20 protein-coding genes and 1 tRNA gene are annotated in these 18315 nt (G+C 62.0%); 8 read left to right on the top strand and 13 right to left on the bottom strand.

Going from position 1 to position 18315, the window contains the following annotated elements; translation table 11 throughout:
* Positions 1-66: 66 nt before the first annotated feature.
* The 3 genes from JY451_01685 to JY451_01675 form a co-directional block, all read right to left on the bottom strand.
* Positions 67-333 carry a hypothetical protein gene (locus JY451_01685; protein QZH75363.1) on the bottom strand — a complete coding sequence of 89 codons (267 nt, stop codon included), beginning with the start codon at positions 331-333 and terminating at the stop codon, positions 67-69.
* A gap of 1 nt (position 334) precedes the next feature.
* On the bottom strand, positions 335-526 hold the full coding sequence (locus JY451_01680) for a helix-turn-helix domain-containing protein (protein ID QZH75362.1): 192 nt from the start codon (positions 524-526) through the stop codon (positions 335-337).
* A 72-nt stretch (positions 527-598) separates the two neighbouring features.
* Positions 599-1237 (bottom strand): hypothetical protein, encoded by a 639-nt coding sequence (locus tag JY451_01675; protein ID QZH75361.1) that lies wholly within the window; start codon positions 1235-1237, stop codon positions 599-601.
* Between the two features lie 195 nt (positions 1238-1432).
* On the opposite strand from JY451_01675, the gene JY451_01670 reads away from it, so the two are divergent.
* Entirely contained in the window at positions 1433-1726 is a 294-nt protein-coding gene (locus JY451_01670; GenBank protein ID QZH75360.1) for a hypothetical protein, read from the top strand.
* A 104-nt stretch (positions 1727-1830) separates the two neighbouring features.
* On the opposite strand, the gene JY451_01665 is transcribed toward JY451_01670, so the two are convergent.
* The 10 genes from JY451_01665 to JY451_01620 form a co-directional block, all read right to left on the bottom strand.
* Complete coding sequence (locus JY451_01665) at positions 1831-3171, bottom strand: site-specific integrase (protein ID QZH75359.1); 1341 nt, start codon at positions 3169-3171, stop codon at positions 1831-1833.
* A gap of 753 nt (positions 3172-3924) precedes the next feature.
* Positions 3925-4392: a BLUF domain-containing protein gene (locus tag JY451_01660; protein QZH75358.1), complete on the bottom strand. Its 468-nt coding sequence runs from the start codon at positions 4390-4392 to the stop codon at positions 3925-3927.
* Positions 4389-6275 carry an EAL domain-containing protein gene (locus JY451_01655; protein ID QZH75357.1) on the bottom strand — a complete coding sequence of 629 codons (1887 nt, stop codon included), beginning with the start codon at positions 6273-6275 and terminating at the stop codon, positions 4389-4391. Before JY451_01655 ends, JY451_01660 begins: the two co-directional genes overlap by 4 nt.
* A gap of 168 nt (positions 6276-6443) precedes the next feature.
* On the bottom strand, positions 6444-7064 hold the full coding sequence (locus tag JY451_01650; GenBank protein QZH75356.1) for a PilZ domain-containing protein: 621 nt from the start codon (positions 7062-7064) through the stop codon (positions 6444-6446).
* Between the two features lie 173 nt (positions 7065-7237).
* Complete coding sequence (locus JY451_01645) at positions 7238-8737, bottom strand: alkaline phosphatase (GenBank protein QZH75355.1); 1500 nt, start codon at positions 8735-8737, stop codon at positions 7238-7240.
* Positions 8738-8862: 125 nt separating this feature from the next.
* Positions 8863-9621 carry an arsenical resistance protein ArsH gene (arsH, locus tag JY451_01640; GenBank protein QZH75354.1) on the bottom strand — a complete coding sequence of 253 codons (759 nt, stop codon included), beginning with the start codon at positions 9619-9621 and terminating at the stop codon, positions 8863-8865.
* Entirely contained in the window at positions 9618-10694 is a 1077-nt protein-coding gene (gene arsB / locus JY451_01635; protein QZH75353.1) for an ACR3 family arsenite efflux transporter, read from the bottom strand. Before arsB ends, arsH begins: the two co-directional genes overlap by 4 nt.
* Positions 10695-10737: 43 nt before the next feature.
* On the bottom strand, positions 10738-11268 hold the full coding sequence (locus JY451_01630; GenBank protein ID QZH75352.1) for an arsenate reductase ArsC: 531 nt from the start codon (positions 11266-11268) through the stop codon (positions 10738-10740).
* Complete coding sequence (locus JY451_01625; GenBank protein QZH75351.1) at positions 11265-11699, bottom strand: VOC family protein; 435 nt, start codon at positions 11697-11699, stop codon at positions 11265-11267. Before JY451_01625 ends, JY451_01630 begins: the two co-directional genes overlap by 4 nt.
* Positions 11696-12043: a helix-turn-helix transcriptional regulator gene (locus tag JY451_01620; protein QZH76497.1), complete on the bottom strand. Its 348-nt coding sequence runs from the start codon at positions 12041-12043 to the stop codon at positions 11696-11698. The genes JY451_01625 and JY451_01620 overlap by 4 nt, the downstream gene beginning before the upstream one ends.
* A gap of 322 nt (positions 12044-12365) precedes the next feature.
* Between JY451_01620 and JY451_01615 the strand changes: the two genes are divergently transcribed.
* From JY451_01615 to JY451_01585, 7 genes are all read left to right on the top strand, one after another.
* Positions 12366-12441: transfer RNA gene (locus JY451_01615), tRNA-Val, on the top strand.
* A gap of 91 nt (positions 12442-12532) precedes the next feature.
* Positions 12533-13837 (top strand): FAD-dependent monooxygenase, encoded by a 1305-nt coding sequence (locus JY451_01610; protein ID QZH75350.1) that lies wholly within the window; start codon positions 12533-12535, stop codon positions 13835-13837.
* 507 nt (positions 13838-14344) lie between these two features.
* Positions 14345-15721, top strand: coding sequence for an argininosuccinate lyase (argH, locus tag JY451_01605; protein ID QZH76496.1), 1377 nt, complete (start codon positions 14345-14347; stop codon positions 15719-15721).
* Positions 15718-15963, top strand: a complete 246-nt coding sequence (locus tag JY451_01600; GenBank protein ID QZH75349.1) for a hypothetical protein — start codon at positions 15718-15720, stop codon at positions 15961-15963. The genes argH and JY451_01600 overlap by 4 nt, the downstream gene beginning before the upstream one ends.
* A 3-nt stretch (positions 15964-15966) precedes the next feature.
* Positions 15967-17247: a diaminopimelate decarboxylase gene (gene lysA, locus JY451_01595; GenBank protein ID QZH75348.1), complete on the top strand. Its 1281-nt coding sequence runs from the start codon at positions 15967-15969 to the stop codon at positions 17245-17247.
* A gap of 10 nt (positions 17248-17257) precedes the next feature.
* On the top strand, positions 17258-18043 hold the full coding sequence (locus JY451_01590) for a siroheme synthase (protein ID QZH75347.1): 786 nt from the start codon (positions 17258-17260) through the stop codon (positions 18041-18043).
* 105 nt (positions 18044-18148) lie between these two features.
* Entirely contained in the window at positions 18149-18313 is a 165-nt protein-coding gene (locus tag JY451_01585) for a hypothetical protein (GenBank protein ID QZH75346.1), read from the top strand.
* The last annotated feature ends 2 nt before the right edge of the window (positions 18314-18315 follow it).

The raw sequence follows: 18315 nt of genomic DNA, 5'->3' as shown, positions 1-18315 counted from the left end.
TCGGGTTCCAGGCGGCATAGAGATCGCCGAACTCGGCATGTGATGCGCGAAGGTGATGCGTCGTCATCAGTGCGCGCCCTTCGAAATGAAGCGGATGAGTATCGGCAAGCCGTGCATCATCGCGAGGCCTAGCGCGCGCTGTGTGGCCAATGCGGTATTCGGCTCATCGCCGGGCAATGTTGTATTCCATTGCTCAAGATCGCGGCGACCAAAGACCTCAAGACTGACCTCTCCCGGCCGCCCGGTGATGGTGATGAGCCCCGGCGCGATCCCGATGGCATCGGTGATTTCGCAGGCTTGGCGGCTGCTCATCTCGCCCGCGCGCGCAGCCATGTCAGGCGGCTTCGCTGGTGCTGCTTACGAGGCGGCTCTCGATCCATTCATCGAGATCGGCTTTGCGGTAGCGAACGGCACCGCCGAGCTTCGAAAAGCGGGGGCCATCCCCGCTGGTACGGTAGTTATTGAGGGTCGACTGGCCGAGCCGGAGATAGTTGGCGGCTTCGTCGGTTTTGAGGATGTCTGGCATTTTCTGGCCTCATCTGTGGTTTGATGAGGTCGGCATAAACGAGCGATCAGACCGAAAAACGGGACAACAGTTTCAGTTCTTCCGTGGTCGCCCTTTTTTATCGCTCAAACCATGCGCAGCCTCTTCAAAACTCACTTCGTTGAAACGGAGTGCCTGGGCGTCGAAGCGGAAAAGCGGCCGGCTTCGAAGCTGCTTTTTGAAGCGGCAAATTGACTTGTGGACACGCTCGTAATCCTTGGACGGATCACCAGCCGAATCCACCATCCTTTTGTAGTGATGAGTGAAGGAGGCAATCCATTCTTCTTCGGTCGCATCGGGTCCGACTTCATTAATGGTTTCGATGAAAAGGTCCGTCGCCGATGCGGCGCGCTCCATTGGTGTGTCGCGTTCGCCATTGAGCGGTAGGCTGAATTCGGCTCGTCGGAGCGCCGCGGCGATTAACGCGCGCTGCTCGCCAATCGGGATTTCGTCCGGTTCACGCTTCATCCCAGCATTCACCTCGGCTACGAGTGCACCTCTCCAAAGGGCGGCGATCTCGCCAAAGCCTTCTTGGTGTAAAATCTGCAGCAATCTCTCGAAGCGGATCAGCACTTGGTTCATTGTGGCGAGACATTGCCGGGTATCGGTCGGTGGTTCATCCGGCATGAGGTCGGCCGCTTGTGACAATTCAGAGAAAGCGGTCGCAAGTGCCACTGAAATCTTATTGCACAAGGTCCGCCTCCCTAGCGGTCCCAAAAAAGGCGACGGGCGGCGCGTGGGAAGCGCGCTATTCGGCCGCTAAGCCTAGCCCGTCGTTCGCGACTATCGCGCCGCTTATCCCAACTGGCAATCCTTGCCTTCTGGATTCAGTGTTTCGGCTGGTTGAATTGGCATCTCGAAATCCGCGTCTTCGTCGGCTGGCCCCCAATGGACCGTTCCAGCTCTCAAAAACGGTGCGCAGCCATCATCGCCAGCCGGGCACCCGTCCGGGTCGCTTATTGGGCAGCCTGGCCCCCGATCCCCGAGGAATGTTCGATCGCCAAGCAAGGTGTTCGCGCCATCCTCGTCATGGACGCCGGAAGGGTCATCATCCTCAAGATCGGCATCTCCGTCCAAGGCATCGACAATCTCAATGCCGATCGCAATGAAGGCAGACAATTCCTGTCGATCAAAGCCGCTCAGGACGCGCGCGACAACCGGGTTAATCGTGACGGGCTCTGAATTCGCCCCTATCTGTGTTTCAGCCATTCTGTCGACTCCTAGTGTCGGTGTTGGTTAGGGGGTCGGAGAAGTAGCCGCTTCTCAGACCCCCGCTTTGTACCGGCTTACGCCGATTTCTTGGCCTCGCTGATCGACACGACCTTGTTCGCATCGATGGGGGTGGCGAGGGAAGTCACATGATGCGCCCATGCATCGAGGGCCGTTCGCTTCTCGTCCTTCCACGTGTGGCGCTGATAGATCCCGGCAACGCCGCCTTTTGCGCCGCTCACATGGTTCAGGACAGCCTCTGTAACCTCGTAACGCACCCCGAGCCGTTGGAAGCCGGTGGCGAGGGTTCGGCGCAAGTCATGGATGCGCCAGCCGGGAATGGGCTCCTCGCAATCCTTCGCGATCCTGTCATCCAGAGCCGCCTTCGCTTTCGTTATGCCACTGATCGGAGTGATGCCGGTGGTGGTAAGCACGAGGCCTGTCTTGGGCCATTTCTCGGCTGGTTCATCGGTCTCGCCATGCTCGGCTCTGGATAGTCGATCGAGTTCGGCAACTGCGGCGGGAGCGAGTGGCACGATATGGGCGACGCCGTTCTTCGCTCGCGCGGCTGGGATCGTCCAAGTCGCGGTCGACCGGTCCAATTCGGCCCAGCCGATGCCTGCCACTTCGGAGCGTCGCTGGCCGGTGAGGATCAAGAGCCGGAAAAAGGCGCCGAAGGGGTTGGCTAGATCGCTCGCGCCCTGCCACACCGCTGCAAGTTCGAAGTCTGACAATACCCGGTCGCGGGCCTTTGGTGCATCGGGCTTCACCATGCCAGAAAGCGGGTTGGCTGCAATATCACCGCGCTTATGTGCCCAGCCGAACAGGACGGAGGCATAAGCAAAAACCGCCCTGCGCATGGCGCGCTGGCGAGCGGGGATGGCGTCGATAATCGGCTGAATCTCCTCGCGGTCAATGTGAGGCATCGGCTTGCCGGTGAGGACGGGCTTAAGGTGGCCATTCACTACCAGCTTGGCCAAGCGCACACTGGAGGGGCGGCGCTCCTTTTCGTGCTCGTAATGGTCGAGCCAGAGGTCCGCTATCCTTTCGAAGGCCAGTTCGCCTTCCAGCCGTGCATTGTCAAAAGCTTCGCGCTGGGCCTCATCCGCCGCCGCAAATGCATCGCGGTCCCGCTCGCGCGGACATATGCCGCAATCCACAAGAGCCGCCAGTTCCTTCGCGCGGCGGCGCGCTTGCTCCGGTGTGAGGCTCCCATGCCTTCCGATCGTGTAGCGGATGGGATGGGTTCGATCAGCTTCGCCGGGTCGCGCAATTCGATATTGGAAGACATAGGTCTTGCGGCCGGCTGGGGTCACTTTCAGCCCGAAACCCGCCGTCGCGGTATCCCAAACGAACTGGTCGCGCGGGCCTGGCTTGGCATCATCGACAGTTCGTTTCGAGATCAGCGCAGTTGCCATTGGACCCCTTTCAGCAATCAGATAGCAATCAGGATCGCTATAACTTCTCATAACGTTTTACAACAGGAGAGAAGAAGAATGCTTGAAAACCGTGGGTTGTGGGAGTGTGGTTGCTCCGCGCCCCCGGTAGCAATACTAACTTTTAATCAGCGGGTCACAGGTTCGAATCCTGTCGGGCTCACCACGATTTCCATGGCTTATGAGGTGATCCGTTGAAGTGATCTGAACAAGGCAGCAGATAAGTATCATCTGCCGAATGTTCCGCTTACGGAGGGGTGCCACCCTTTTCCGGGTCCAATTTTGCCTTCGCTGTGTCGATGGTCAGATTTCACACACTCGAGAATTTTTCGGTTATAGAAGACTAGGCCAAGGCAATTGTGCGTCGCCTCTGAACGTTCGCGATCCCGCGTGCTTGCCGTTGCGGCACAATGCTCTCCACCCCGGCTTTTCTCTAGCTGCATCATGCCTCGGACAGCTTTGTCCATCATGAGTTCTGATCAAGATAAGCGGAGGATGCCGCCGGTCTCGGGCAACCAACAAGTGAATTCGGCTTTTCGAACATCGGGTGGTCATAGCTCTCGATGGGTCCGCTCTATATTGGCCTCCCGGGCGCAATGAAACGCCACTGCAAGGTAAACCCATCCAGACATGCACCCCAGCTGAGTCTGCTGGGAGGAAAGAAGCTCCGCCGGAGCAGAATTTCACTTCTGATACCAGTCTAGGCTGAGGCGCAAGAAAGCAGCCCCGACCCAGCTACCGGCTCCCAGCAAACTCACGTAGCAGTTCATTGAGCCATCGCGAGGCACGCCGGTGATCTCCGGGTGTCGGATCTCCGAGCAACCGGGTGACGTGTCTGGACACGAATTGGCTGGGGCCAAAGTAGGCTAGGCTCCAATCGGGAAAGCGCCGTTCTTTGATCGGCATTTGATCGACTATCGCGACCTGTGCGTGTCTCGGATCGCGGTCGATGTTCACCATCAGTCGATCGACAGTACCCTTGCTGCCTTCGAGAACTTGCGCAAAATGCTCGCCCGCAAATAGCAGGGCTCCCGTTACCCCGGAGCCAGGATTTCGCGCGTGAGCCGTGGCGACAATCCGGGCAATCTCTTCCTCTGCTTCGGCCGAAGGGATGGTGCTTTTGCTGACATACAGGAGCGATGTAAGTGCTATGCAATCCTCCTTTTCCGTGCGTCGTTCGGCAGTGGGAAACGGTAAGATCATGCGGCTGCCCTTTTCGCAAACTGCGAAACGAGGAGGGGAACTCTTGCGCGGGGTTCTGCAGGGCTGAAAAGGTACCCTTGGCCCACGTCGCAACCATGCGTCCGCATGAATGCGGCCTGCTCGTTGGTCTCGATACCTTCGCCCACAGTTTCGATACCAAGGCTGTTCCCTAGGCCGATAAGCGCCCGCACGATTGCCGTATCATCCGGATTCTTCCCGATCCCCGCGACAAAGGTTCGATCGACCTTCAGCACGTCCACACGAAATTCCCTCAGATGGGTAAGCGAGGCGTAACCGGTGCCAAAGTCATCGAGTGCAATGCGCACGCCGGCCTGGCTCAGAAGGGAAAGAGCACGTGCCACATGATGGGAGCCCCGGCCAAGAAACACGCCTTCGGTAATCTCCACCTCGATCACGCTTGGGTTCAATCCGCGCCTCTCGATTTGCGCCAGCAGGCTCTCGGCAAAATCATCAGAAAGAAAGTCGGCAGCACCGGTGTTGATGGCGACATGCCCGAATTTTATTCCACGACTGACCCACCCGCAAACGTCATCGAGGACCCTGGCAACCATCTGCCGACTGATTTCGACGGCCAACTCGCGGTTTTCAAACGCGGGCAAGAAGCTTTCTGGCAGCATCGGTGTGCGTTCGCTGCTCCTACATCGGGCCAATGCTTCAAAGCCGACGAGTGTGCCTGAATTGAGGTCGATCTTGGGCTGATAATGGGCAATGACATTTTCTTCCGCCAATGCTCGCCTGGCAACTGAGAGCTTCTGGGTTTCGAGCTCGAATTCCTCGGTCATGTCGCGCCTGAAGGTTTCGGCACAACCGCGCGACTGTTTGGCCTCGCCAAGCGCAAGATCCGAACATTTCGTCAGGCCTTCGGCAGTGTCCGAATGGTCGGGATAAATGGCAATGCCGATGCTGGCCCTGCATTCAACCAGTCGCCCACGATGCGTGATCGGTTCGTGCAAGCGATTGATGAGCGATTGGACAATTTCGGTGACCTCCTCTTCTCGACTGAACTCGCCAAGCAGGATGCCAAATTCGTCTCCCCCAAGCCTTGCCACGGTATCGCTCTTGCGGACGGTGGAGCGAAGTCTTCTGGCAAAGCTGCGCAGGAGAGCATCGCCCACATCGTGACCCAGCGAGTCATTGATCTGCTTGAAGTGGTCGACATCGACCATCATCAATGCCACGCGACTCTCGTCTTGGTCCGCCTTCCGGATGGCATCCGCTAGCCGCTTCTGGAACAGTCCACGATTGGGCAATCCAGTCAGTTCGTCATGTTCAGCAACATGTCTTAGTCTTTTTGACAAGGCCGATTGGGCGATGACCTGACCATTGCGCTCCATCACCAACCGTCGCATTTCCAGCAGGACTTCGACCTGTGAGGCTAAAACTTTTAGCGTCCTCCTTTCCAGGTTTGTCAGCCCTTCCGGGCGGGCCTGTGGATCGAAGACACACAAGGCCGCGATCGGAATGCGGTCAGAGGAAAAAATGCGCACTCCGGCGTAGAACCTTACGAACGGTTCAGTTGTGACGAGCGGGTTGGTGGCGAAACGCGGGTCTGCCCGCGCGTCTTTGATCACCAGAATGTCGTCAACTTCGATGGTATGCGCGCAGAACGAAGCTGAGATAGGCGTTTCGCTTGGCTTTATGCCACACCTGGCCTTGAACCACTGTCGGTCGGTATCGACGAAGCTGATCGCAGCCGATTGCGTACCGAATATCTGGGCGACAAGCATGACGATGCTGTCGAATTCTAGCTCAGGGCCGCTGTCGAGGATATCGTATTCGGCAATCGCATTGCTGCGCTTTTCTGCCCTTGAGCGCAGGCTTGTATCCTGCTCGTGCGGTACATCGCGGACAGGGGAATCCACCGGACAATTCATCTAGCTTTCTCCAGCTATTCTCTTGAAAGTGCGTTTGGACGGAACGCGGCCCGTGCCGCTTTCATTCTCGGAAATCCCATATCTTCGGTCTCTCAGCGCTTAGATAACTGCGCAAAAGATGGTGCAGCCTCACAAACGGAGGCATAAGGTGCGCAGCTAGAGCTTCTTGGCGGATCCAAGTTCCTGCGGACTGAAGGGGTCTAGCAGCATAACGCCCGCAACGTCGTTCTTGGTCCAGCGCACTACCCCGCAACGCTCGAGGCCTGAAGGAAGCGTAACACTGACGCGCAGGCCCTCTACAAAGCGATCGTCGTGCCTGAGTTTCATACCACGTTGGGAGATGTCCTCGACCACGGTTCGGCGCAGCCCTTGCTCGCTGCGGATCACTGCTGGCAAGGAAATCGGCAACCTCACGGCGCGGCACGCACCGCTCTTGCTTTGGCTTGCCAGTCGCCCGAGCAAATCAGCGCAATCGATTTCTTTGTCGAAAACCAGGCCGCAATTGCCTTCCGTGGACCAAACTACCCGCCCCGACATCATCGCGTCGTCGGAAAGCTCGAGCGTCAACAAATCTCCAATTTCCACGGGAATTTGCAGTTGGAGGCGGGCACCCTGATTGGATAGGTTCCGAACCCGTACCAATCCCTCATCTCCTTCTGCAATCACGCGACCCACGCGCAGAACGGTTTGAATCCGAATTTCACTGCGACGGCCGGCTTCTTGCGAGAACTCCCCATCAACCGGATCAACTACTCTTCTCGAACAAACAATGCGCATAAGTGCCCTCCCTGGGCTCCAGATCGCACGGGTGGGGAGCCGACGGAAGTTGTTGAAACTACTGGAATGTTATTAACCTATGTAAATCCGATCCAAGCTGGAGGGCCGGTTCGCGGACCCAATGCATGTGCCAGCTCGCCCTCAAGCGCCGGAGAAGCACCGACGCACGCCGCCTAATTTGATGCCCGAGCTTCCCTCGACCCAAACAGTGCATCGCGCATGATGTAGAAGATCGTGTGCTGCTCCAACGTGCCGCTGAAGAGGCGCGCGCCCGGACCGGAGGCCCGCACCACGACGTCCTCACCGCCATGGGTCTCGCTGGAAAGCGGGATAAGAGCCTGCTGCCGGTAATCGATCGCCCCGGTATCCTCGTGGGCCGGGTCTGAACGTGTCTGACCGACTTGAGAGCCTGGCCCGTTGGCATAAGCCAGCGTGGTGTAGGCCATGCCATCGCGCGCAAGGATCGGCTCGCCGAAGGCCACGGTCCCCATGATCGAATTGCCGCGTTGGGGGTAGCCACTCATGGTCAAGGTGTGGCTATGGTCGGCTGTGGTGACGACGAGGGTATCGTTCAGATCCACCATGCCCATCACCCTGGCGACGGCTTCGTCCATGGCTACCGCATCGCTCAAGGCGCGATAGGCGTTTCCGGCATGATGAGCATGGTCGATCCGTCCGCCCTCGATCAGCAGGACATACCCTTGGGGGCCGTTTGAAAGCCGCCGCACGGCGAGCTCCACCATGTCGGCCAGCGATGGTTCGCCAGCAGGGTCTGCCGACCGGTCGGCTTCGTATTGCATGTGGCCTGGCTCGAACAGGCCCAGCAGGCTCTCACTTCCAGCCACGTCGAAGCCGGACAACTGCGCGGCGTTCCAGGCAAAGGTTCCGCGCGGATTGGCGGCCTGCCATTGCGCGACCAGATCGCGTCCGTCACGCCGATCACCGGACCTGTCTGCATATTCGGGATCGGCCACTGTTGCCGACATGAATGCGCTGCGACCGCCGCCCAGAATCACCTGAAGCCGGGAGCCGACCGGTCCTTCGACGAGCTGGCGGGCAATATCGACGCATCCTTGCTCCAAGGCTTCGGCGGGCATACGCGCATCGGACTCCCAGTCGCGTTGCGGGGTGTGTGCATAACCTGCGGCCGGGGTCGCGTGGGTGATCGACGTTGTCGTGACGATACCGGTAGCGAGCCCTGCCTCCTGCGCCATGCCCAGCAGCGACGGCACCCGGTGTGCCATTCCCGAAGCGCAGTCGTCCACCACGGCTTCCGGTCCCAGGCCGATCACACTGTTGCGCGTCTTGACGCCCGCCAGGATTGCTGTCGCCGTTGGAGCGCTGTCGGAGACCTGCCCGTCATGCGAATAGGTTCGCACCATCGCGGTGTGTTCGAGCTCGTCCATGGCGGTGATATAGGACTCGCCATCGACCCCGGCCTGCTGGCCAGCGAGGATGCGCGCGGCGGTGATGGTGGAGACTCCCATCCCGTCGCCAATGAAGATGATCACATTGCGCGCCCGATCCGGGCGGCTCGCTGCTGCACGGCGCGCTTCCAGTTCCGCTTCGCCCTGCTGGCGATAGGTCTCGGTATCCGTCGCTTGCTGTGCGGCAAGGGGGCCGGGAACGAGAAAGAGAAGCGGCAGGGCCAGCTTCATGAATGGATGCTTCAAGATAAGGACTCCATGTGGGATGGCGACTTCGTCACTTTGCCGATCGACTAGCGGGCTGCTGCGGCTCATTTATGACTCCTCGCTGCGCCGAGCCTGCGGGAAAACGAATCTATGACCGATCGGCGCTACTCCCGGACCAGTCCGGCCGCCTCGACCTGCGTCTCGACGGGCTGGTCCTTGTCCTTGCGCTCCGAATACCGATCGACGAGCTGGTCGGCGTGGGGGCGAAGTAGCACGGTGAAGCGGACCAGTTCCTCCACCACATCCACGATGCGATCGTAGTAGCTCGACGGCTTCATGCGTCCGTTCTCGTCGAACTCCTCATACGCCTTGGCGACCGAGGACTGGTTGGGGATGGTGAACATGCGCATCCAGCGGCCGAGAATGCGCAAGGTGTTCACGCTGTTGAAGCTCTGCGATCCGGCGCTTACCTGCATCACTGCCAGCGCGCGGCCCTGTGTGGGGCGGAGGCCCTTGTAGGCCAGCGGCAGGTGGTCAATCTGCGTTTTCATGATGCCGGTGATCTGACCGTGGCGTTCGGGGCTGCACCAGACGTGCGCCTCGGACCATAGCGAATGCTCGCGCAGCTTGCGGACCGCAGGGTGGTCATCGTCCTTGACCTGATCGGGCAAGGGAAGATCGGATGGATCGAAGATGCGGGTCTCGCAGCCGAAGTATTGCAGCAGGCGCGCCGTTTCCTCGACTGCCAACCGCGAATAGGACCGCTCTCGCAGAGACCCATATAGCAGCAGCACGCGCGGCGACGGATCGAGCGGGCCGAGCCCGACAGCAGGTCGCCGATAGGCATACTCCGGCTGGAGCGCAGGCAAGTAGTCGGCATCGGCAAGCGTGCGAAGGCGCTGCCCGCTGTGTCCAGCACTCATGCCGCTCCTCCCGGAAAGCGGGCGCGCGTGTGGTTGGCGTAAGCAACGAGCGAGAGCATCACCGGCACTTCGACCAGCACACCCACTACCGTTGCCAGCGCTGCCCCGCTCGAAAGCCCGAACAGGCCGATCGCCACGGCGACGGCCAACTCGAAGAAGTTCGATGTTCCAATCATGGCGCAGGGCGCAGCGATGTTATGCGGGACTTTCCAGGCGAAGGCCCAGGCGTAGGCGACGGCGAAAATGGCATAGGACTGGATGATGATCGGGACGGCGATCAGCGCGATCAGCAGGGGATTGGAGACGATGATGCTCGCCTGGAATGCAAACAGCAGCACCACGGTGGCCAGCAGCCCGATTACCGACCACGGCTTCAGCTTCGCGGTGAACATATCGACCGCCGCCGCGTCCCCGCCATGCGTGGCGATCACCCGCCGCCGGACTAAGGCACCCGCGACCAGCGGAATCACCACATAGAGCAGGACCGACAGCAACAGCGTTTCCCACGGCACCACGATGTCGGTCACGCCCAGCAGCAGGGCGACAATCGGCGCGAAGGCCACGATCATGATCAGGTCGTTCACGGAGATCTGCACCAGCGTATAGGCGGGATCTCCCCTGGTCATCTGCGACCAGACGAACACCATCGCGGTGCAGGGGGCTGCGCCGAGCAGGATCAGCCCGGCAATGTATTGCTGGGCATCGTCTGCCGGGATGAAGCCGGCATAGAGGTAATCGAAGAACAGGACCGCGAGTGCCGCCATGGTGAAGGGCTTGACCAGCCAGTTGATCACCAGGGTGATGACCAGCCCCTTCGGCTTGCGACCGATGTCCCTGATGCTGGCGAAATCGACGCCCACCATCATCGGGAAGATCATCGCCCAGATCAGCACCGCAACCACTAGGTTGACCGAGGCATATTCAAGGTCTGCCAGCACGGTCACGGTGCCGGGAGCGAGCAGGCCAATGGCCAAGCCCGCAAGGATGGCGAGCATCACCCAGAGCGAGAGGAAGCGCTCGAAAGTGCCGAGCGGGGATGCAGCAGGTGCAGCGGCTGCGGATGCCTGGCTCATGATGGCATTCCCCACTGGCTTCGGATCACCCGGCGACTTTCGCTTACGTCGCTGCCCATTGCGCGTCCTTTGCTAACGTGCTCGCGCCTTGCTCACGGCCGATCGCCGCCAGCTTTCCGCGCATCGCCATGTCGTCGATTCTCGCATAGGGGAGCATCAGGAACAGCTCGATCCGGCGCTTCAGATAGCCCAGCGCATCAATAAACGCCTGCCGCTGGCCATCGCCTTCGACGGCGGCGGGATCTTCCAGACCCCAGTGCGCGGTGAGGGGTTTTCCGGGCCAGACGGGGCAGCTTTCTCCCGCCGCGTTGTCGCATACGGTGAAGATGAAATCGAACTCCGGCGCGCCCGGCTGGGTGAACTCGTGCCAGTTCTTCGAGCGCAGCTCGGCGGTCGGATAGCCGAAGCTGTCGAGCACCTCGATCGTCATCGGATGGACTTCGCCCTTGGGCTGGCTGCCCGCGCTGTAGGCGCGGAAACGTCCTTCACCCATGGCGTTCATCAGCGCTTCGCCAAGCACCGATCGGGCCGAATTGCCGGTGCAGAGAAACAGCACGTTGTAGGAAGTGCTCATGCCGCCACCTGCCCGCAGCAGGTTCCGCTATCTGCGACAGCAGCGAGATCGCTGGTGTTCCCGTAAACGGTCGAGCCGCCGGTGGTATGGAACGCCTCCCACAAGACCCCGTCAGGATCGGCGATCCAGCTTTTCTCCGACCTGGCATAGCAGCAGGTCGTGCAGCCTTCCTCGATCACCGGCCGGTCAGCGGACTTGAGGCGGCCGTAGACTTCGGCCAGTTCTTCGCCGTCGTCCACCTGGATGCCGAGATGCTCGATACCCTTGGTGACATTGCTTGCCGAGATCGCGAAGTTCACCCGCGGATCGTCGAGCATCCACTTGGCGTAATCGGGCTTGGTCACGGTCGGCCCGGTGCCGAACAGGGTGGAGTAGAAGCCGATCGACCGGCTGATGTCGGTCACTCCGACGTGGACGTGCAATCGCTTCATGCGGTTTTCCTTCCCGATTGTGATGGCTGGGCCTCGCTGTCAGCCGGTGAAGCGCAATCTTCCCCGCCGCAGCAGTTTTCCATGAGAAATCCAACGAGGGCATTCATGGCCGCATAGTCGGCAGTGTAAATCAGTGAACGCCCCTCCCGACGTTGCTGGATAAGTCCAGCCCGCGCGAGGTGGGCGAGATGAAACGAGAGCGACGAGTTGGGAACGTCGAGCGCCGTCGCGATCGCGCCTGCCGCCATACCGTTCTCTCCGGCCTGAACGAGCAACCGGAACAGCTTCAGGCGGTGTTCCTGGGCGAGAGCGGCGAGGGCTTCGACCGCTGCTGATGATTTTATTTCCATAAGAATCGAAATATTCCCAGACCCCCATCTCGTCAAGCGATAATTCGACAATAGTCGAAATAAAGCGGTGAGGCTTCGAGGACCTCGGCGCTGCGGATACGAGCCGTTCAGGGACCCGTTGGATAATGGGGATACCCTAGTCCCCCACGCGCTCATAATTGCCGTGGCCGGATCCCTTGCCGTGCGGGCCCGAAAGCGAGAGCGAGCCGATCCCAGCGTCGGCGAATGCGTAAATTGCAATGCCCACCAGATGGCCGAAAGATCCTGCCTTGACCGCGCTGCCTCCCCTGCGTAACTGCGCTGCTTCGCAGCACAGGGGCGGTTAGCTCAGTTGGTAGAGCATCTCGTTTACACCGAGAGGGTCAGCGGTTCGAGCCCGTTACCGCCCACCAGTTTCGACTGCACGAAACCGTCCGGGGGACGGTTTCGAGTCGAAACTCCCGAGCGCCAGCGAAGGGTTACTTCGAGCTTGGTCCCTAGCCGTTGAGTCCCCTTTCCATCGCTATCGCCGGATGCGGCATCGGCGGACTGGCTGCCGCGCTGCTGCTGGAGCGGCAGGGGCATCGGGTCACGCTCTACGAGCGATTCGCCGAACCGCGCCCGGTCGGTTCCGGGCTGATGCTGCAACCCACCGGCATGGCGGTACTCGCCGCTCTGGGATTGGCGGAAGCGGTGGTCGCTAGGGGCGCGCCCGTCGATGCGCTGCTGGGGCGCAACACCGAAGGCGAAGCGGTGCTGGAGGCGGCCTATGCCGACCTGCCAATCCCGGATGCCTTCGGTCTCGGTATTCACCGCGCCAGCCTGTTCGGGACGCTGTTCGATGCGGTGCAGGCCAGCGGGGTGATGATCGTCACGGATCACGAGGTTACGGGCTCTGCCTGTGTCCCCGCTGGGCGATACCTCACCTTCGCGGACGACACGCAATCGCCGCCGCACGACCTGGTGATCGACGCGCTCGGCGTAGGCTCGCCGCTGGTGCCGCACCGGGAGGCGACACTGCCCTTCGGCGCCCTGTGGGCGACGGTGGACTGGCCGGGCGGCGGCGCATTCGATGCGCGCCTGCTCGAACAGCGATACCGTCGCGCCGATCGCATGGTCGGCGTGCTGGCAGTCGGTGAGGGAAGGGCGGCCTTCTTCTGGTCGCTGCGCGGGGACGAATATCCGGGTTGGCTTACCGCCGGAATGCCGGGATTTCGAAGCGAGGTGTGCCGCCTGTGGCCCGCGTGCGAGGCAGTCTGCGACCAGTTGACCGATCCCCACCAGCTCACCTTCGCCCGCTACGCTCACCGTACCAGCCCCGCTGCTACGGGCGAGCGCACCGCGCATGTGGGTGACGCCTGGCACGCCGCAAGTCCGCAGCTAGGGCAGGGCGCGAATATGGCGCTGCTCGATGCCTTTGGACTGGCCCGAGCGCTGGAGCAGGCAGACACGCTCGATGTCGCGCTCGCCCGATACGTCTCGCTGCGCAAAGAGCACGTGCGACTCTACCAGTGGCTGACCTGGGGCTTCACTCCGCCGTTCCAGTCGAGCTCGATCTGGCCCGCGCTGTTCCGCGATCTGCTGATGGCTCCCGGCTCGCGCATTCCGCCGGGGCCGAAGTTGAAGGCCCATCTGGTGGCCGGGCTGGCGGGTGCGCGGCTGGACGAGCTGGGACTGGGCCTGCCCGACTATTCCGCGCTGGCGGCAGTGTCGGCCGTCAGTGCTTCATCGATGACCGCTCGCGCTTCTTCGCCATCCCATTCCCACGCGCCGATCACCCGCCAGACTTCGCGCCCCTCGGCATCGTAAAGCACTGTCAGCGGCAGCAGGGAGCCACCACCGAACGCCCCGGCCAGCGCATTGTCCGAGTCGATCCAGCGCGGGAGGTTTTCGAGATCATTCTCGGCGAAGAAATGCTCCACCGGCTCGGCGCCGAATCCGTCCTCGTTCACGGTGATGACCTGCAAACGCCCCTCGTAGTCGGCAGCCAAGTCGTCCAACAGCGGCATTTCGGTGACGCAGGGCACGCACCAGGTGGCCCACAGGTTGAGCAGCACCGGCCCCTCGACTTCCGCCAACGCCAGTTCTGCGCCAGCGGGGTCGACCAGTGTCACCGCGGGGATCGCCTCGCCCGCCAGGATCGGATCGGGCTCGCCCACAAGCGGCACATATTCGCTTGTTGCGCCCGCAGCGGGGGTTTCTTGCGCTTCCCCGCCCGCGCCGTTATCGCACCCCGCCAGCAGGACCGCCGCTGCAAGTAGGGAAAGACGCATTTTGGCCACGGACAATTCCTCCAATGCCCAAGCGGGCAACAAGATGTGGGGCGGCAGGTTCGCCGAAGGACCTAGCGCGATCATGCGCGAAATCAACGCCTCTATCCCGTTCGACAAGGCGCTGTGGCGGCAGGACATCGACGCGAGTTGTGCGCATGTTGCCATGCTGGCGGCTTGCGACATCGTGAGCGATGCCGATGCCGAGGCGATCATTGCCGGGCTCGAGAAAATCGCCGAGGAATATCAGCGAGATGGAGTTCCCGAAAACTGGGACCTCGAAGATATCCACATGACCACCGAGGCGCGGCTGGCGGAGCTGATCGGCCCCGTCGCCGGTCGCCTGCACACCGCGCGCAGCCGCAACGACCAGGTGGCAACCGATTTCCGCCTCTGGGTGCGCGACACGATTGAATCTACATTACAGGGACTTGCAGCGCTTCAACGCGCACTCGTTACCCGTTCGGCAGAGCACGCGGGCAGCATCATGCCCGGTTTCACGCACCTGCAGGTCGCCCAGCCGGTGACGCTCGGCCATCACCTTATGGCGTACTACGAGATGCTTTCCCGCGACGTATCGCGCTTCAGCGACGCGCACAAAAGGCTCAACCAGTGCCCGCTCGGCTCTGCCGCACTTGCCGGCACCGGCTTCCCGATCGATCGCGAAATGACCGCGCAGGCATTGGGTTTCGCCGCTCCGACTGCCAACAGCCTCGATGCCGTATCGGACCGCGACTTCGCGCTCGATTTCCTTGGCGCCGCCAGCATGTGCGCGCTGCACCTGTCGCGGCTGGCGGAGGAATTCGTGATCTGGGCCAGCCAGCCGTTCGGCTTCGTGCGGATGCCCGATGCGCTCAGCACCGGTTCGTCGATCATGCCACAGAAGAAAAACCCCGATGCCGCCGAACTGGTGCGCGGCCATGCGGGGCGGATCGTCGGCTGCCAGGTGGCGCTGATGGTGACGATGAAAGGCTTGCCGCTCGCCTATTCGAAGGACATGCAGGACGACAAGCCGCCGGTGTTCGAAGCGGCGGGGCTGCTCCACCTCTGCCTTGCGGCGATGGAGGGAATGGTGGCAGGCGCCGACTTCCGCACCGAACGGATGCGGCAAGCGGCCGAACTGGGCTATGCTACCGCCACCGATCTGGCCGACTGGCTGGTGCGGCAGGCGGACATTCCGTTCCGTGAGGCGCACCACATCACCGGCGCAGCAGTGAAGCTGGCCGAGAGCCGGGGCGTGGCGCTGGAGGCCTTGCCGCTTGCTGATTTGCAAGCCATCGATGCGCGGATCGACGAACGGGTGTATCAGGCGCTGTCGGTGGAAGCATCGGTGGCGGCGCGCAGCAGCTACGGCGGCACCGCGCCCGCCGAAGTGAAGGAACGCGTAGCCGAAGCGCGCAAGGCATTGGGAATGAACGCATGACGAAACGCACTCTCGCCGTAATCGGTACTGCGCTGCTGCTTTCGGCCTGCGCCCAGCGCACGCCGCTGCAGCCGGTCGCCCCGCAAGCGCTGCCGCCCGCTCCCTATGGCGCAAGCGAGCCGCTGACTGCAGACGAACTGCTCGCCATCGATCCGCAGGCTGCGCCCGAACGCAGCGTGGAACTGCGGCGCGAGAGCGAGGAACGCGCGGACGATCCCTTCGATCTCCCGCCGGAAGAGTAAACCGTGGACCATTTCCATCTCACCGAAGGCGAACTCCACGCCGAAGACACGCCGCTTTCGCGCATTGCGGAGGAGGTCGGCACACCCGTATACGTCTATTCGCGCGCCACACTGGAGCGGCACGCGCGGGTGTTCCGCGAAGGGCTGGCACCGATTGCGGCAGCGTCCGGCCGCGAGCCGCTGATCGCCTTCGCGGTCAAATCGAACCCCAACCTTGCCGTGCTCAAGGTGCTGAGCCGTGAGGGCTATGGCGCAGATGTCGTTTCGGGTGGTGAGCTGATCCGCGCGCTGACGGCGGGGGTTCCGGCTGACAAGATCGTGTTCTCCGGCGTCGGCAAGACTCGCGCAGAGCTGCTGCTCGGACTGGAAAAGCGGATCGGCCAGTTCAACATCGAATCTTCCGAAGAAGGCCGCGAGCTGGCGGAACTCGCCGCAGCACAGGGCCGCGAAGTGGCGGCGACGCTGCGGATCAATCCCGATGTCGATGCCAAGACCCACGAAAAGATTTCCACCGGCCGCGCGGAAAACAAGTTCGGCATCCCGCTGGTGCGCGCGCGGGAAACCTTCGGCGAACTGGCCGCGCTCGAAGGGCTGAACCTGCGCGGGGTGGCGGTGCATATCGGCAGCCAGCTGCTCGATCTGGCGCCGCTCGAAGCCGCTTTCGTCAAGGTGGGCGCGCTGGTGGCGGACCTGCGTGCTGACGGGCATACCATTACCCATGTCGATCTCGGCGGCGGGCTGGGCGTGCCTTACAAGGCGGGCGAGAACCCGCCATCGCCTGCCGAATACGGGGCGATGGTGGCGCGCGTTACCGCCGACTGGGACGTGCACCCGACTTTCGAGCCGGGGCGCGTGATCGCGGGCAACGCCGGGGTGCTTCTCACCCGCGTGGTGCGGGTGAAGCGCGGCGGCAACGGCCCGCCATTCGTGATCGTCGATGCGGCGATGAACGATCTTGCTCGGCCAGCACTCTACGGCGCGTGGCACGATTTTGACGCCGTGAATCCCACGGGCGAACGGATGACGGCCAACATCGTCGGCCCGATCTGCGAGACCGGGGATACCTTTGCGCGCGACCGTGATTGCGACGCGCTGCAATCGGGCGACCTCGCGGTGTTCCGCACCGCCGGAGCCTATGGCGCGACGATGGCCAGCAGCTACAATTCGCGCGGGTTCGTGCCCGAAGTGCTGGTGGATGGCGCACGGTTCGCGGTGGTGGCGGACCGGATTCCGGCGGACGCGATCATGGATGCCGAGCGCGTGCCCGACTTCCTGCTCGACTGATCCTGCTGTCATGCAATCGCTGCCGCTCTTCCACCAGATCACCGGACAGCCGGTGATCGTTCTGGGCGAGGGGGGCATGGCCGAACCCAAGCGGCGGCTGGTCGAACGCGCTGGTGGGCGGGTGGTGGCCGACATGCAGGAGGGGCTGGACCTCGGTGCACGGCTCGCCTTCATCGCGCATGACGATCCGGCGATGTGTGAGGCCGATGCGATCCGCCTGCGCTGTGCCGGGCTACTGGTGAATGTGGTGGACCGGCCAGAACTTTGCGATTTTACCACGCCGAGCATTCTCGATCGTGATCCGGTGCTGGTGGCGGTGGGAACCGGCGGGGCTTCCGCCGGCCTTGCCAAGCAATTGCGGTTGCGGCTCGAAAAATTGCTGCCTGCCGATCTGGGTGCGCTGGCGGACCGTCTTTCGACCGCGCGAGACGCCATCCGCGCCCGCTTTCCGGACATGCCCGAACGCCGCCGCGCGCTCGATGCGGCGCTGGGCGAGGGCGGGGCACTCGATCCGCTGGTCGAGGGCAATGCGGAGCGGGTGGATGCTTGGCTGGAGGCGGCGGGCGAGCCGGAAGCGACGCAGGTCCACGAATTCACCCTGGCGAGTGACGATCCCGAAGACCTTACCCTGCGGCAGGCGCGGCTGCTCGGCACGGCGGACGCCGTGATCGCCGATCCGGCGGTCAATCCCGCCATCCTCGCCCGCGCCCGCGCTGATGCCGAGCGGCTGGCACTGCCGCACAGCGGGAACTATCCGGCAGGGATCGTGGTTGTGCTCAAGACCCAGACATCATAATAACTAACTGTATTACAATAATTTAATTTCCTGCCTGTGCTTGCACAAGCCATGCTCTCCAGCGGATCGACATTCGCGTCGCATCCCTGGAACGGAGAGCAATCGATGAAATTCCCAAAGCTCGATCTGAGCAGCCTGCCCGATCTCGAAACGCTGACCGGCGTGTTCGGAACCACTACCACGCCGGGCGGCCCCGGCCACAACGACACGATCATTATCCTCGCCACGCTGGTCTATGACAGCGCTCCGCCGACCGGCGGTCTGCTGTAACA

Source organism: Erythrobacter sp., from assembly GCA_019739335.1.
GTDB lineage: Bacteria > Pseudomonadota > Alphaproteobacteria > Sphingomonadales > Sphingomonadaceae > Alteraurantiacibacter.
This window is presented reverse-complemented; position numbering and strand designations above follow the sequence as displayed.

Excerpts from the sequence above, each read along its gene's own strand:
- JY451_01685 (QZH75363.1), bottom strand. The coding sequence starts at position 333 with ATGGCTGCGCGCGCGGGCGAGATGAGCAGCCGCCAAGCCTGCGAAATC.
- JY451_01680 (QZH75362.1), bottom strand. The coding sequence starts at position 526 with ATGCCAGACATCCTCAAAACCGACGAAGCCGCCAACTATCTCCGGCTC.
- JY451_01670 (QZH75360.1), top strand. The coding sequence starts at position 1,433 with ATGGACCGTTCCAGCTCTCAAAAACGGTGCGCAGCCATCATCGCCAGC.
- JY451_01665 (QZH75359.1), bottom strand. The coding sequence starts at position 3,171 with ATGGCAACTGCGCTGATCTCGAAACGAACTGTCGATGATGCCAAGCCA.
- JY451_01660 (QZH75358.1), bottom strand. The coding sequence starts at position 4,392 with ATGATCTTACCGTTTCCCACTGCCGAACGACGCACGGAAAAGGAGGAT.
- JY451_01650 (QZH75356.1), bottom strand. The coding sequence starts at position 7,064 with ATGCGCATTGTTTGTTCGAGAAGAGTAGTTGATCCGGTTGATGGGGAG.
- arsH (QZH75354.1), bottom strand. The coding sequence starts at position 9,621 with ATGAGTGCTGGACACAGCGGGCAGCGCCTTCGCACGCTTGCCGATGCC.
- arsB (QZH75353.1), bottom strand. The coding sequence starts at position 10,694 with ATGAGCCAGGCATCCGCAGCCGCTGCACCTGCTGCATCCCCGCTCGGC.
- JY451_01630 (QZH75352.1), bottom strand. The coding sequence starts at position 11,268 with ATGAGCACTTCCTACAACGTGCTGTTTCTCTGCACCGGCAATTCGGCC.
- JY451_01625 (QZH75351.1), bottom strand. The coding sequence starts at position 11,699 with ATGAAGCGATTGCACGTCCACGTCGGAGTGACCGACATCAGCCGGTCG.
- argH (QZH76496.1), top strand. The coding sequence starts at position 14,345 with ATGTGGGGCGGCAGGTTCGCCGAAGGACCTAGCGCGATCATGCGCGAA.
- JY451_01600 (QZH75349.1), top strand. The coding sequence starts at position 15,718 with ATGACGAAACGCACTCTCGCCGTAATCGGTACTGCGCTGCTGCTTTCG.
- JY451_01590 (QZH75347.1), top strand. The coding sequence starts at position 17,258 with ATGCAATCGCTGCCGCTCTTCCACCAGATCACCGGACAGCCGGTGATC.
- JY451_01585 (QZH75346.1), top strand. The coding sequence starts at position 18,149 with ATGAAATTCCCAAAGCTCGATCTGAGCAGCCTGCCCGATCTCGAAACG.